A 12,024-nucleotide genomic window follows, 5' to 3' on the forward strand; every position below is an offset into this window, starting at 1 on the left:
ATTATGCGTGCTTCCCCAACGCGAGAATCTTCTCTGCGACGCGACGCGCAGCGTGTGGCTCGCCGAGGATGGCAACGGCGCGTGCAAGTCGCTCCGTCACATAGTCGCGCGGTGCGCCGTCCATGATGATCCGTTCCATCGCCTCCGCGATGCGTTCTGGCTGTACAGCATCCTGGAGGAGTTCTGTCTCGAATGTCTCGCCAACGAGGATGTTCGGCAGCGAGAAGCGCGGCACGTCGACGAGCAGCCGCCCGACGAAGTAGGAGAGCGCAGACATCCGATAGAGAACGACGGCGGGGAGCCCCATGATTGCCGCCTCCATGACGACCGTCCCCGATGCCGCAATTGCCGCGCGTGCGATGCCCATAAGCGCATAGCGTGCGTCTTGGGTGAGCGTGACCTCCACGGAGGAGTTCGCAAGATGTTTCTCGATCTGCGCGACATCCACACCACCCGCCACGGGCAGGAAGAATCGCCGCGCGGAGTCGCACGCCGCCAAGATCTCTGCCGCGCCGAGCATGGGCGGGAGCAGACGCTCGATCTCCTCACGGCGGCTGCCCGGCATGAGAAGAATTGGCACGTCATCCGCGCCAATGCCAAAATGCTCCCGTGCCTCCTCTGCCCCCATCTCCGCGTGCACCGTATCGATCAGAGGGTTGCCGACAAAGGAGATGTTCGCCCCCGCCGCCTCGTACGGCGGCAGCTCATGCGGAAAGATTGCAACGATCTCATCTGCGAGTGCTGCGCAGGACTTTGCCCGCCCCTTGCGCCACGCCCATGCAGAAGGCGGAATATAAGAAAAAACGGGGATCCCCCGCTCTTTCGCCCGCGCCGCGAGCCGCCAGTTAAAGTCCGGATAGTCGATGATGACGAGCACATCCGGACGCTCCTCCTCCATGAGCCGCGTGAGGTCATCGAGGAGGGCAAAAATGCGTCGGAGATTCAACAGAACCGCCGAGATGCCCATCACGTTATAGTCGACGTAGTTCTGACGGAGCACGACACCCGCCGCCTCCATCTCTGCGCCACCGAAGCCAATGAGCGAAACCGTGGGGTCAAGCGCACGCAGTTCACGCGCAAGTGCCGCCCCATGAAGATCGCCGGAGGTCTCCCCCGCCGAAAGCATAATTTTCAAGTAGGCAAGACCTCCTTAAACATGACAAATAACGAGCATACTACGAATGCAGTCGGCATTCGTTAGAAGCGCCCCCCATCAGCACTACGCTCCCCCCACTCTGGCGAAGGAAGCTAAACAGCCATTGCTTCAAAGCCTCCCCCGTCGAAACGGGGGAGGGGGACCGCGAAGCGGTGGAAGGGGCGCTCAAAACCTCTCACATCGCAGCAATCGTAATGCCGTTTGCCTCGGCGAGTGCCACCGCACGCTCCTTGTCGATGAAGAGTGTCTTGCCCGCCTCAATCACGAGCGCGGATGCCTTTGCCGCAACCAGCGACTCGATCGTGTCCAGCCCGACCGCCGGCACGTCAAAACGGCTGTCCTGCTGCGGCTTTGCCGCCTTTGCAACGACCGCACCGCCGCCCGCGAGCTGTCCGCCGCGACGAATGCACGCATCCGTCCCCTCGATCGCCTCGAGAGCCATCACCGCACGGTTCTTCACCACGGAGGTCTGACCGACATCGAGCCGCCCGATCTCGCGTGCCATCTGGAGCCCATACTCCATATCCGCACGCTCCGCATCACTCGGCTCTCGGCTCGTCAGAACACCCGCCGAAGGCATCAGCGGGCGGATGAGTGCCGTCTGGTCAAGCGGTGTCACGCCGACCTTCATGAGCGCACCGACGAACATCATCATGATTGTATCGTCGTTCTGGTTCGGCAGCTGCATGAGCATCCCGCGCAGCATCTCGTCCGGCTGAATCTGCCCCGTAAAGAGCAGCTCTTTCGTGACCTTGCCGATCATCGTGACTTTGCCAATGCCTTCCTGCTGCAAATACGCCAGAATGGAGGCAATCGAACCTATGCTGATCTCACGATAGACCGACGCAGCCTCCTTCAGCTCCGGATCACAGTCCGGCAGGAGCGCGATTGCGTGGACCTCATAGCCGAGCGCACGCGCCGCACGCGCACACGCGGCGGGCAGATGTCCGACACCCGCGAGCAGACCCAGTTTTTCCATCATTATCCCTCACTCATCCTCATGACGTTCGCGACAGATCCCGCGCTCTGCGTTGCGGAGGAAACGCAGGAGATGATCGATCTCCTCGCAGGAGTCCACCTCCTGCTCAATGACCGCAATCGCCTGCGTGAGATTCAACCCCGAACGATAGAGAATCTTATATGCCTGTTTGATGCGACGGCGCACGTCGATCGGAATGCCCGCACGCGAGATGCCGACACTGTTCAGTCCTACGGCACGCGCGGGATGCCCGTCCACCATCGTGAACGGTACAACATCCTGCACAAGCTTCGACGTGCCGCCAATCATCGCGTTGCGCCCGATCTTGACAAACTGGTGCACACCCGCCATGCCGCCGATTACAACACCGTCCTCAACGATCGCATGCCCTGCAAGCATCGCCGCGTTGCTCATGATGATGCGGTTGCCGAGCACGCAGTTATGAGCGATGTGCGTGTATGCCATCAGCAGACAGTCGTCGCCAATGCGCGTCTCCTCGCCCTCACCCGTCGCGCGGTGCACCGTCGCACACTCGCGGATCGTCGTGCGATCGCCGATGAAGGTATAGCTCTTCTCACCCTTGAACTTCAGATCCTGCGGCACCTCACCAATCGACGCGCCCTGGAAAATATGGCAGTCACGACCGATCTGGGTCCACTCCTTGATGACGACGTGCGGACCGATCTTCGTCCCCTCGCCGATCTGGACATGATCCGAGATGACTGCGTAGGGACCGATCTCCACATTCTTCGCGATACGCGCCGACGGCGCAACCACCGCCGTCTCATGGATGTAGGCAAGAACCTTGCTGCTGCCTGTCATCTATTTCAACTCCTTCATCCCCAAACAAAATCGGGGCGGACATATTCCACTCTCTGTAAAAAAGCACAGAGTACAGTGCTTCTTTTATATCATCCGACAGAAGAGCTGTTTTTTCACCTCTGGAAATCAGCCGTTATCGCCGAACAATTCTGTTTATCGGTGGATTATGTCGGGTTCTTCTATATTTATCACTCAATTATTAGAGTTCATCCCCGTTTTTCAACGCGAATTTGAAATCTGCCGAGGCGACAAGTTCGTCCGCGACGTACGCATCCGCATGGAGCACGCCAAACACACCGCGCACACGCACGAGCTCCGCCTTCGTCACAACCACATCACCGGGTACGACGGGACGCTTGAACTTCACATTCTCCATCCCGCCAAAGAGCGCGATCTTGCCGCGATGTTCCTCCGGATAGAGCATCGTTACGCCGCCCACCTGCGCCATGCCTTCGAGGAGCAGGACACCTGGCATGATCGGGTGGCCCGGGAAGTGCCCGAGGAAGAACGGCTCGTTCATCGTCACACACTTGATGCCCGTCGCCGATTTGAACGGCACAAGTTCCGTGATCCGATCCACAAGCAGCATCGGCGGGCGATGCGGCAGAATCTGCTGAATTTCATTGATGTCCAAAGTCATGCTATTTCCTCTCCTCTGCAATCTGTTTCGCCAGTGCCGTATTCAGCGCGTGTCCCGACGCAACCGCGATAATGTGCCCCCGAATCATCCCAGCGAGGCGCAGATCCCCGAGCACATCGAGAATCTTGTGCCGCACGAGCTCGTTCGGGAAGTTCAGCGGGTTCATCCACCCCTCATCATTGTAGACAATCACGGTCTCGAGCGATCCACCGAGACCGAGACCGTTTGCCTGCAGAGCCTTGACCTCCTTCTCGTAGGCAATCGTCCGCGCGGGCGCGATCTCACGCTCGTACGCCTCGGGGGTCACCTCAAGATTGTAGTACTGCACACCGATGAGCGGATGCTCGTTCAGTGATGTAAACGAGACGCGCAGTCCATCGTATGGCACTGCCATAACGAAGTGGCTGCCATCATCCACACGATAGACGCGGTCGATCACCGTCACCTGCCGCTCGGCGTCTTGCTCCACCGTGCCCGCCTCGGCAATCAAACGGAAGAACGTACGCGCACTGCCATCCACCACGGGCGGTTCCTCCGCGTCGAGCAGGACAAGACAGTTGTCAATGCCATGCACGTGGAGCGCACTCATCAGATGCTCGATCGTGAAGAATTTCAGTGCTCCCGCACCGATCGTTGTCGCACGGAGCGTCGCCGTCACATTTGCCGCCGTCGCCGCAACCGGCAGAGCCTCGGGCAGATCCGCACGCGCGAACTGTATCCCCGTCCCCGTCGCGGCGGGAACGAGTTCCATATGTACCGGCCGCCCCGAGTGCAGTCCGATGCCATCGTAGACCACACGAGACGCCAGCGTTCTCTCTCTTTGCAAGCGTTATCCTCCTAGGGAATCGCTGATAAAATGAATTTATCCTTATATCCCTATAACACGGTCATATTCTAACCATTTTACATGATACTAAAAATTTTTCCATCTTGCAAGAAAAAACACGATTTGACAGAGCGCGTGACATCTGCTATTATATCAAACAAGCACATACGCTTCCATTATCGGGGATGTAATGGTCTCGACGGGGATGGGTAGTATGTGGACAGCGAGCCGGGGGGTCATCAACCCGTTAGTAAGGTGAACACTTTTATTAAACATAAAAGCAAACGAAGACTACGCTCTGGCGGCTTAAGCCAGCCCCTTTCCGTCTGCCTCCCGCACGGATGGAGACAGGGGTCAAACGCGGGATACCTGAGAGCCATCGCACGATAACTCTCACGGGAACTTCATCGTGATCGGTGTATTGCAGCCTGTCTGCGGGCGGCACTGCATCTAAAAAAATACACAGACTGCGCTCGGAGAAATCCATGTAGTATTATCTTCGGACAGGAGTTCGATTCTCCTCATCTCCACCAACTCGATTGATAGAGCCGCCCACGAGGGCGGTTTTTTGTTGCGCATGAAAAAGAGCGCCGGTCTCTTCACAGGCGCTCTGCTCCTTACAGATTGCTCTTCAGTTTTTCAAGATCGGGGAAAAGGTCGCCGATGGAGTTCGACAGCCCCTCACTGGGCTCGAGGATCTCGAGGACGGGACGCATGGTCTCGCAGAATCGCGCATCGTCCTGCATGAGGGTGAGGACGGCACTCGTGTTGAGCGCATCGGCGAGCGCGGAGTGCTGACTGCCCTCGAATCTGCGCCCCATTGCGCCGAGTGCGTGCTTCAGTGCGAGACTGTTGTGGAGTCCCAGACGATCATCGAATGCCTGCTGCAGGTCAACCCAACGCACATCGAGCCAGTTCACATCAAAGTCGGGCAGTTTCAGCCGACACTCCTTGCGCAGCTGCTTGATGTCCGACATACTCCACGAATAGATCTTCGTCTCTGCCTCGCCAATCCACGCGACGAAGCTGTGAAAGCTCTCGGAGAATGCAGGCCGCCCTGCGACCTTCTCCTGCGTGATGCCCGTGAGCTCGGTGATGTGCTTCTTCACCATCCCGTACTCGGGACAGACATAGCACTGGAACTCGTCCTCCTGTTCAAAGTTCTCATTCAGGCGCACCGCACCGATCTCGATGATCTCTCCGTTGAGCTTTCTTCGGATCTCCCTGTGTTCTTTTGCGACGGGGTTCATCTCAAGGTCTACGACGATGTGTTTCATGAGCAATCCTTACTTCCGAAAATTCTGCCGCAAATGATGCGCAGCAGAGGGTGTTGCGGTATTTTATGGCGCTTCTGATTAGTGCGCTTTTCCTACAAAATTGTCCCGAGTTTCCATTATCATAGCATAAAGTTTTCAGAAAATCAATATTTAGGTATTTCGTCCCTCCCTACTGGTTTTCTTTTCTCAAAAACGTGGTAGAATACAGATATATGGAAATGGGGGCCGCAGATGAATTGGAAAGTGATCCTCGCACTACTGACGTGCAACGTGCTCTTCATGTCGGCGAGCTATACGATGATTATTCCGTTCCTGCCGATATATCTGACGCACGAGCTCGGCGTGGACGAGGCCTCGGTCAATCTCTGGGCGGGGCTGGCATTCTCCGTGACGTTCCTCGTCTCGGCAGTGATGGCACCGATCTGGGGACGCATGGCGGATCGCCGTGGGAAGCGCCTCATGGCGATGCGTGCAAGCCTCCTCATCTCGATCAGTTACCTGCTCGGTGGCATTGTCACATCGCCTGAGCAGCTGGTGCTCGTCCGCGTTTTTCAGGGATTTGCGGCGGGGCTCTGGCCGATGGATCTCGCGATCATGACGCTCTACGCGCCGCGTGAGCGGCTTGGTTTCTCCCTTGGCATCATGCAGGGCACGCTGACGGCGGGCGGTGTCGTTGGGCCTCTGCTCGGCGGTGTGCTCGCGGAGGCGTTCGGTATGCGCATGAGCTTCTACATTGGCGGACTCGCACTCTTCATCAATTTTCTTGCGTTCACCTTCATCATCAAGGAGCCTCCGATGCCGGAGGACAATACACCACTCACATCGGAGGAGAAAAGCCCGTGGCATCTCTGGCGTATCCCCATTCTGCGCACGATGATGATTGTGAGCACACTCGCGCAGATGGTGACGTTCATTCTCATGCCCGTCATCACAACATACATCAAATACCTCGCAGGCGATATGGAAAACATCGTGCTCGTCGCGGGCGTTGTCTTCTCGCTCGGAGGGATTGCAGGAGCGATTGCGGCTCCTCTCTGGGGCATCTTCGGGGCGCGGCGCAGCTACTTCCGCGCGATGTGTCTTGCGCTGTCCTGCGCGGGGACGATGCTCACATTGCAAGGGATTCCCGATACACTTGTGCCGTTTGCCGCAATGCAGTTTGGTGTCGGGCTCTTCTTCGCCGGCATCCAGCCCTCGCTGAATGCGGTCATCGCGCAGCACACACCCGCGCAGCTCAAGGGAAGCGTGTTTGGCATGCTCTTCGCCGCGCAGCAGGTCGGCGGGTTCACGGGGCCGCTCCTCGGCGGTGTGGTCGCGACCTATCTCGGCATGCACTACCTCTTTCCCACGGTAGGCGTTCTGCTGCTCATCCTTGCACTGTTCGTTTGGTGGAGGTATATACACAAAAGAGGCGCAGAAATATAAAAATGCGGTACGAAGTCAAAACAGCTTCGTACCGCATTTTTCATTGAGTGATCAAGGCGCCCCTTCCACCATGCTGCGCATGGTCCCCCTCCCCCGTTTCGACGGGGGAGGCTGTTGGAGTACGGTATATTAGCTTCCCCCGTCGCGACGGGGGAGCGGTCAACCTCTTCCAATCACACTGCGCCTTTCGGCTTGTGTTCTTGGGAGGTTTTCCCATACGACCTGTTACCCGCTCAGCTGCACCCTTCGGGCTTGCTTCTCGGACAGGTCAGTAAGTGGCGAGTGAAACGAGCCGATAGGGGCGCTCCGAGAGCATCCTTGCTTCTATGTATACTTTTACAGATACGCAAGCACCGCGTCGGTCATCTCCGTCGTACCGACCTTCGTGCAGCCCGTGTCCGCGATATAGATGTCCGCCGTGCGCTTGCCGTCCGCGAGTGCCGCGTCCACCGCCGCCTCGATCGCAGCAGCAGCCTCCTCCTCATGAAGGGCATAGCGCAGGAGCATCGCCGCTGAGAGGATCGTCCCGAGCGGGTTCGCGATCCCCTTGCCCGCGATGTCGGGCGCACTGCCGTGAATCGGCTCAAAGAGGCTTGTCCCCGTGCCGATGGACGCGGACGGCATCAGTCCGATCGAGCCGCCGATGACCGCCGCCTCATCGGAGAGGATGTCGCCAAAGAGGTTGCCCGTCACGATCACATCGAACTGCGTCGGACGCACGGCAAGCTGCATGGCACAGTTGTCCACATAGAGATGATCGAGTGCGACATCGCCATACTCCGGTGCAAGTGCCGTCACTGTGCGCCGCCAGAGACGCGAGGTCGCGAGCACGTTCGCCTTGTCCACGGACGTGACCTTGCCACGTCTGAGACGCGCCGTCTCGAACGCGAGACGTGCGATGCGTTCCACCTCGGGCACGGAGTAGTTCTCCATGTCCCACGCACGTTCCGCACCGTCCAACTGCTCGGACTCACACTTCTCTCCGAAGTAGATGCCGCCGATCAGCTCGCGCACGATGACGAGATCGACACCGCGCACGAGTTCCGGCTTCAGCGGCGAGTGCTCGATCAGTGCGTCCGCGACCTTCACAGGACGCAGATTCGCATAGAGGCCGAGCCCCTTACGGAGCCCCAAAATCGCACGCTCGGGGCGCAGGGCAGGCTCCACGCTGTCCCACTTCGTCCCGCCGACCGCGCCGAAGAGCACGCCGTCCGATGCCTTACAGACCGCGAGTGTATCCTCGGGCAGCGGCGTGCCAAATTTATCGTATGCCGTACCGCCAGCGTCACGCGTCTCGTACGTCAGCCCGAGCGCAAATTTTGCATCGATGGCTTTGAGGACGCGTACGGCTTCCGTCGTGATCTCCTGTCCGATGCCGTCCCCAGGGACGACTGCAATCTTATACGCCATGACGGAAACCTCCATTCTCGCGGATGTAGTTGAGGAGTCCGCCCGCACGCGCAATATCCTGCACGAAGCCCGGCAGCGGATGCGCATGGAACGTATCGCCCGTCGTCAGATTCTCGATTGCCCCCGTCGCCGTGTCCACGCGCAGACGGTCGCCCGCACTGATCTTCTCCACATCGTCACCGATCTCAAGAAGCGGCAGACCGATGTTGATGCCGTTGCGGTAGAAGATGCGTGCAAAGCTCGCCGCAATCACCACAGGCACGCCCGATGCCGCGATCGAAATGGGCGCATGCTCACGCGAGGAGCCGCAGCCGAAGTTGCGCCCGCCGACCATGATGTCGCCCTCCGCCACATTTCCGGCGAACGTCGTGTCGATGTCCTCCATGCAGTGCGCCGCGAGTGCCTTTGGCTCAAACGTATTGAGATAGCGCGCGGGGATGATGACATCCGTATCAATGTTATCGCCGTAACGCCAGACCTTTCCCTCGAACATCACGCCACCTCCTCGGGAGCTGCAATCCGCCCCAGTATTGCACTCGCCGCCGCAACGTGCGGCCCTGCGAGATAGACCTCACTGTCAACGTGCCCCATACGCCCGCGGAAATTGCGGTTCGTCGTCGACACGCACCGCTCGCCCGCCGCGAGGATGCCCATGTAGCCGCCGAGGCATGGCCCACAAGTCGGTGTTGAGACCGCCGCGCCCGCATCCATAAAGATATCGAGGTAGCCGCGCCGCATCGCCTCCTGATAGACCCACGGCGAGCCGGGGATGATGATACAGCGGACATGCGGGTGCACCTCATGTCCCTTGAGAATCTGCGCCGCAATCTCCATATCCTCAAGCCGCCCGTTCGTACACGAGCCGATGACGACCTGATCGATTGCAATCGGTTCTGGGATATCCATCACGCGCTTCGTATTCTCCGGCAGATGCGGGAACGAAACGACGGGACGCAGCTCGCTGAGGTTGATCTCCACCGTGCGTGCGTACTGCGCGTCGGGGTCGGGGTTCACGGGCTCAAACACGCCCGTCATGCGTCCCTCGACGTATTCCTTGCACACATCATCGTATGGGAAAATGCCGTTCTTCGCCCCCGCCTCGATTGCCATGTTGGCAATCGTCAGACGGTCGGTCATCGTGAGATCCGCCACGCCCTCGCCCGTGAACTCAAGGCTCTGATAGAGTGCACCGTCCACACCGATCATGCCGATGAGCGTCAGAATGACATCCTTGCCGCTGATGTCGGCGGGCTTTTTGCCCGTCAGATGCACATTGATCGCCTCGGGCACTTTGAACCAGGCTTCGCCCGTCGCCATACCGACCGCGAGATCGGTCGTACCGACACCCGTCGAGAAGCCGTTCACCGCGCCGTAGGTGCAGGTGTGCGAGTCCGCGCCGATCGTCAGCATACCGGGGCCGACGATGCCCTTTTCGGGGAGAATGACGTGCTCGATGCCGACGCGCCCCTGCTCATAGTAGTGCAGGATGTCATGCTTGCGTGCAAAGTCGCGCATGATCTTCGCCAGCTCCGAGGACTTGATGTCCTTTGCCGGCTGGAAATGATCAGGAATCAGCGCGATTTTCGTGCGGTCAAAGACGGGGCGACCCGTCTTTTCAAACTCCTTGATGGACGGCGGCCCCGTCACATCGTTTGCGAGCACCATATCGAGACGGCACGTCACGAGCTGCCCCGGCTCGACGTGATCCAATCCCGCATGGCGTGCGAGAATCTTCTCGCTCATATTCATGCCCATATTGCCCTCCAAAAATATATCACCACAAAGATACAGAACAGAAAAAGGGGCTATGCAGCCCCTTTGTTGTGCCCCTGATGAAGCGCCCCTTCTACCACGCTGCGCGTGGTCCCCCTTCCCCGCTGCGGCGGGGCAGGCAGGGGAGCGGCGGTTTAATCCTTACGCAGATCCGCGCCGTCCTTGAGCCACGACATCATGCCGCGCAGCTCCTTACCGACCTCCTCGATCGGATGCTCTGCGTGGATGCGGCGCTCCGCGAGGAAGTTCGCGCGACCTGCCGCATTGTTCTCCGTGAGCCAGCGGCGCGCAAACGTGCCGTCCTGAATCTCGGCAAGAACACGCTTCATCTCCGCCTTCGTCTCCTCGGTGATGATGCGCGGACCGACCTTATAGTCGCCATACTCCGCCGTATCGGAGATGGACTTGCGCATCTTTGCCATGCCGCCCTCATACATGAGATCGACGATGAGCTTCATCTCGTGGAAGCACTCGAAATACGCGATCTCCGGCTGATAGCCCGCCTCGATCAGCGTCTCAAAACCGTTCTGGATGAGGTGCGTCACGCCGCCGCAGAGGACGACCTGCTCGCCGAAGAGATCGGTCTCCGTCTCCTCCTGGAACGTCGTCTGAATGACCCCCGCACGCGTTCCGCCGATACCACGTGCATAGGCGAGTGCAAGGTCAAAGCACTTGCCCGACGCGTCCTGACCGACCGCGAACACATCCGGCACGCCGCCGCCCTCGCGGAAGGTACGGCGCACGAGATGACCGGGTCCCTTTGGCGCAACCATGAATACGTCGATATCGTCGGCGGGTACGATCTGGTTGAAATGGATGTTGAAGCCATGTGCGAATGCAAGCGCACTGCCGGACTTCAGGTTCGGCGCAATCTCGCTCTTGTAGAGAGCCGCCTGCTTCTCATCCGGAATGAGGATCATCGTAACATCCGCAGCCTTGACCGCCTCTGCCACGGGGAGCACCTTCAGACCATCTTCCTCGGCGAGCTTTGCCGACTTCGATCCCGCATAGAGACCGACGACAACATTCACGCCGCTGTCCTTCAGGTTCAGCGCATGTGCATGACCCTGGCTGCCGTAGCCGATGACCGCGACCGTCTTGCCCTCGAGCACGCTCCAGTTGACATCCTGATCATAGTAAGTTTTTGCCATAGTACTCCCTCTCCTCACAATGTTCATAAATTGTGTGTTCCCCCCGCTCGAGCGCAATGAGCCCCGTACGGATGACCTCGACGATGCCGTAAGGTTTGATCACCTTCAGGAACGCCGTCACCTTGTCATCGCTGCCCGTGATCTCAAAGATGATCGAGGCGGACTCCACATCGACAACATGTGCACGAAACAGTTCGCCCATCTTGAGCACGTCAAGACGATTGTCATCGTCCGCCCGCACCTTGATGAGCGTCATGCCGCGGCACGCCGCACTTTTTTCGTCCAGTCGCTGAACCGCCCGCACCACGGGCATCTTTTCCAGCTGCTTGATCATCTGCTCGACGAGATTTCCATCCCCCTGCATCACCACCGTGATGCGCGAGAAATCCGGCGACTCCGTCACGCCGACAGACAGGCTGTCGATGTTGAACTCGCGCCGCGAAAACATACTTACAACGCGCACCAGAACTCCGGTCTGGTTCTCCACAAAGACGGACAGCACATGTTTCATAGAAGCAATCTCCTCCCCGCCGCACTGCAAGTATTTTCGTGAAAACTTCTTCAT

Annotated in this window: 12 protein-coding genes and 1 other RNA gene; 2 read left to right on the top strand and 11 right to left on the bottom strand. The window is 58.8% G+C overall.

What is annotated here, in order from left to right; genetic code table 11:
* Window position 1 precedes the first annotated feature (1 nt).
* The 5 genes from lpxB to lpxC all read right to left on the bottom strand — a co-directional run bounded on the left by lpxB (window position 2) and on the right by lpxC (window position 4,423).
* Window positions 2-1,135: a lipid-A-disaccharide synthase gene (gene lpxB / locus HMPREF9334_RS07975; protein ID WP_006692953.1), complete on the bottom strand. Its 1,134-nt coding sequence runs from the start codon at window positions 1,133-1,135 to the stop codon at window positions 2-4.
* Window positions 1,136-1,331: 196 nt separating this feature from the next.
* Window positions 1,332-2,135 carry an LpxI family protein gene (locus HMPREF9334_RS07980; protein WP_039957464.1) on the bottom strand — a complete coding sequence of 268 codons (804 nt, stop codon included), beginning with the start codon at window positions 2,133-2,135 and terminating at the stop codon, window positions 1,332-1,334.
* 9 nt (window positions 2,136-2,144) lie between these two features.
* Window positions 2,145-2,957 carry an acyl-ACP--UDP-N-acetylglucosamine O-acyltransferase gene (gene lpxA / locus HMPREF9334_RS07985; protein WP_006692955.1) on the bottom strand — a complete coding sequence of 271 codons (813 nt, stop codon included), beginning with the start codon at window positions 2,955-2,957 and terminating at the stop codon, window positions 2,145-2,147.
* Between the two features lie 199 nt (window positions 2,958-3,156).
* On the bottom strand, window positions 3,157-3,597 hold the full coding sequence (gene fabZ / locus HMPREF9334_RS07990) for a 3-hydroxyacyl-ACP dehydratase FabZ (RefSeq protein ID WP_006692956.1): 441 nt from the start codon (window positions 3,595-3,597) through the stop codon (window positions 3,157-3,159).
* A 1-nt stretch (window position 3,598) separates the two neighbouring features.
* Window positions 3,599-4,423: a UDP-3-O-acyl-N-acetylglucosamine deacetylase gene (gene lpxC, locus HMPREF9334_RS07995; protein ID WP_006692957.1), complete on the bottom strand. Its 825-nt coding sequence runs from the start codon at window positions 4,421-4,423 to the stop codon at window positions 3,599-3,601.
* Window positions 4,424-4,604: 181 nt separating this feature from the next.
* Between lpxC and ssrA the strand changes: the two genes are divergently transcribed.
* Window positions 4,605-4,956, top strand: a transfer-messenger RNA (tmRNA) gene (gene ssrA, locus HMPREF9334_RS11755).
* 84 nt (window positions 4,957-5,040) lie between these two features.
* Here the strand turns inward: ssrA and HMPREF9334_RS08000 are convergent.
* Complete coding sequence (locus HMPREF9334_RS08000) at window positions 5,041-5,700, bottom strand: 3'-5' exonuclease (RefSeq protein ID WP_006692958.1); 660 nt, start codon at window positions 5,698-5,700, stop codon at window positions 5,041-5,043.
* Window positions 5,701-5,931: 231 nt separating this feature from the next.
* Between HMPREF9334_RS08000 and HMPREF9334_RS08005 the strand changes: the two genes are divergently transcribed.
* Window positions 5,932-7,125 (top strand): MFS transporter, encoded by a 1,194-nt coding sequence (locus HMPREF9334_RS08005; RefSeq protein WP_006692959.1) that lies wholly within the window; start codon window positions 5,932-5,934, stop codon window positions 7,123-7,125.
* A 336-nt stretch (window positions 7,126-7,461) separates the two neighbouring features.
* Here HMPREF9334_RS08005 and leuB read toward each other — a convergent pair whose 3' ends face one another.
* The 5 genes from leuB to ilvN all read right to left on the bottom strand — a co-directional run bounded on the left by leuB (window position 7,462) and on the right by ilvN (window position 11,970).
* Window positions 7,462-8,535 carry a 3-isopropylmalate dehydrogenase gene (leuB, locus tag HMPREF9334_RS08010; RefSeq protein WP_006692960.1) on the bottom strand — a complete coding sequence of 358 codons (1,074 nt, stop codon included), beginning with the start codon at window positions 8,533-8,535 and terminating at the stop codon, window positions 7,462-7,464.
* Window positions 8,525-9,028 (bottom strand): 3-isopropylmalate dehydratase small subunit, encoded by a 504-nt coding sequence (locus HMPREF9334_RS08015; RefSeq protein ID WP_006692961.1) that lies wholly within the window; start codon window positions 9,026-9,028, stop codon window positions 8,525-8,527. The genes leuB and HMPREF9334_RS08015 overlap by 11 nt, the downstream gene beginning before the upstream one ends.
* The gene (gene leuC, locus HMPREF9334_RS08020) at window positions 9,028-10,290 is read right to left on the bottom strand and encodes a 3-isopropylmalate dehydratase large subunit (protein WP_006692962.1); all 1,263 of its coding nucleotides are present in this window, start codon (window positions 10,288-10,290) and stop codon (window positions 9,028-9,030) included. Before leuC ends, HMPREF9334_RS08015 begins: the two co-directional genes overlap by 1 nt.
* 152 nt (window positions 10,291-10,442) lie before the next feature.
* Window positions 10,443-11,459 carry a ketol-acid reductoisomerase gene (gene ilvC, locus HMPREF9334_RS08025; protein ID WP_006692963.1) on the bottom strand — a complete coding sequence of 339 codons (1,017 nt, stop codon included), beginning with the start codon at window positions 11,457-11,459 and terminating at the stop codon, window positions 10,443-10,445.
* Window positions 11,440-11,970 carry an acetolactate synthase small subunit gene (gene ilvN, locus HMPREF9334_RS08030; protein ID WP_006692964.1) on the bottom strand — a complete coding sequence of 177 codons (531 nt, stop codon included), beginning with the start codon at window positions 11,968-11,970 and terminating at the stop codon, window positions 11,440-11,442. Before ilvN ends, ilvC begins: the two co-directional genes overlap by 20 nt.
* Window positions 11,971-12,024 lie beyond the last annotated feature (54 nt).

The organism is Centipeda infelix ATCC 43532, assembly GCF_000234095.1.
In the GTDB taxonomy this organism is placed as follows: Bacteria; Bacillota; Negativicutes; order Selenomonadales; family Selenomonadaceae; genus Centipeda; species Centipeda infelix.

What these genes read in the sequence shown, in the direction of transcription:
- HMPREF9334_RS07980 (WP_039957464.1), bottom strand. Translation starts at nt 2,135, where the DNA reads ATGGAAAAACTGGGTCTGCTCGCGGGTGTCGGACATCTGCCCGCCGCG.
- lpxA (WP_006692955.1), bottom strand. Translation starts at nt 2,957, where the DNA reads ATGACAGGCAGCAGCAAGGTTCTTGCCTACATCCATGAGACGGCGGTG.
- fabZ (WP_006692956.1), bottom strand. Translation starts at nt 3,597, where the DNA reads ATGACTTTGGACATCAATGAAATTCAGCAGATTCTGCCGCATCGCCCG.
- HMPREF9334_RS08000 (WP_006692958.1), bottom strand. Translation starts at nt 5,700, where the DNA reads ATGAAACACATCGTCGTAGACCTTGAGATGAACCCCGTCGCAAAAGAA.
- HMPREF9334_RS08005 (WP_006692959.1), top strand. Translation starts at nt 5,932, where the DNA reads ATGAATTGGAAAGTGATCCTCGCACTACTGACGTGCAACGTGCTCTTC.
- leuB (WP_006692960.1), bottom strand. Translation starts at nt 8,535, where the DNA reads ATGGCGTATAAGATTGCAGTCGTCCCTGGGGACGGCATCGGACAGGAG.
- HMPREF9334_RS08015 (WP_006692961.1), bottom strand. Translation starts at nt 9,028, where the DNA reads ATGTTCGAGGGAAAGGTCTGGCGTTACGGCGATAACATTGATACGGAT.
- leuC (WP_006692962.1), bottom strand. Translation starts at nt 10,290, where the DNA reads ATGGGCATGAATATGAGCGAGAAGATTCTCGCACGCCATGCGGGATTG.
- ilvC (WP_006692963.1), bottom strand. Translation starts at nt 11,459, where the DNA reads ATGGCAAAAACTTACTATGATCAGGATGTCAACTGGAGCGTGCTCGAG.
- ilvN (WP_006692964.1), bottom strand. Translation starts at nt 11,970, where the DNA reads ATGAAACATGTGCTGTCCGTCTTTGTGGAGAACCAGACCGGAGTTCTG.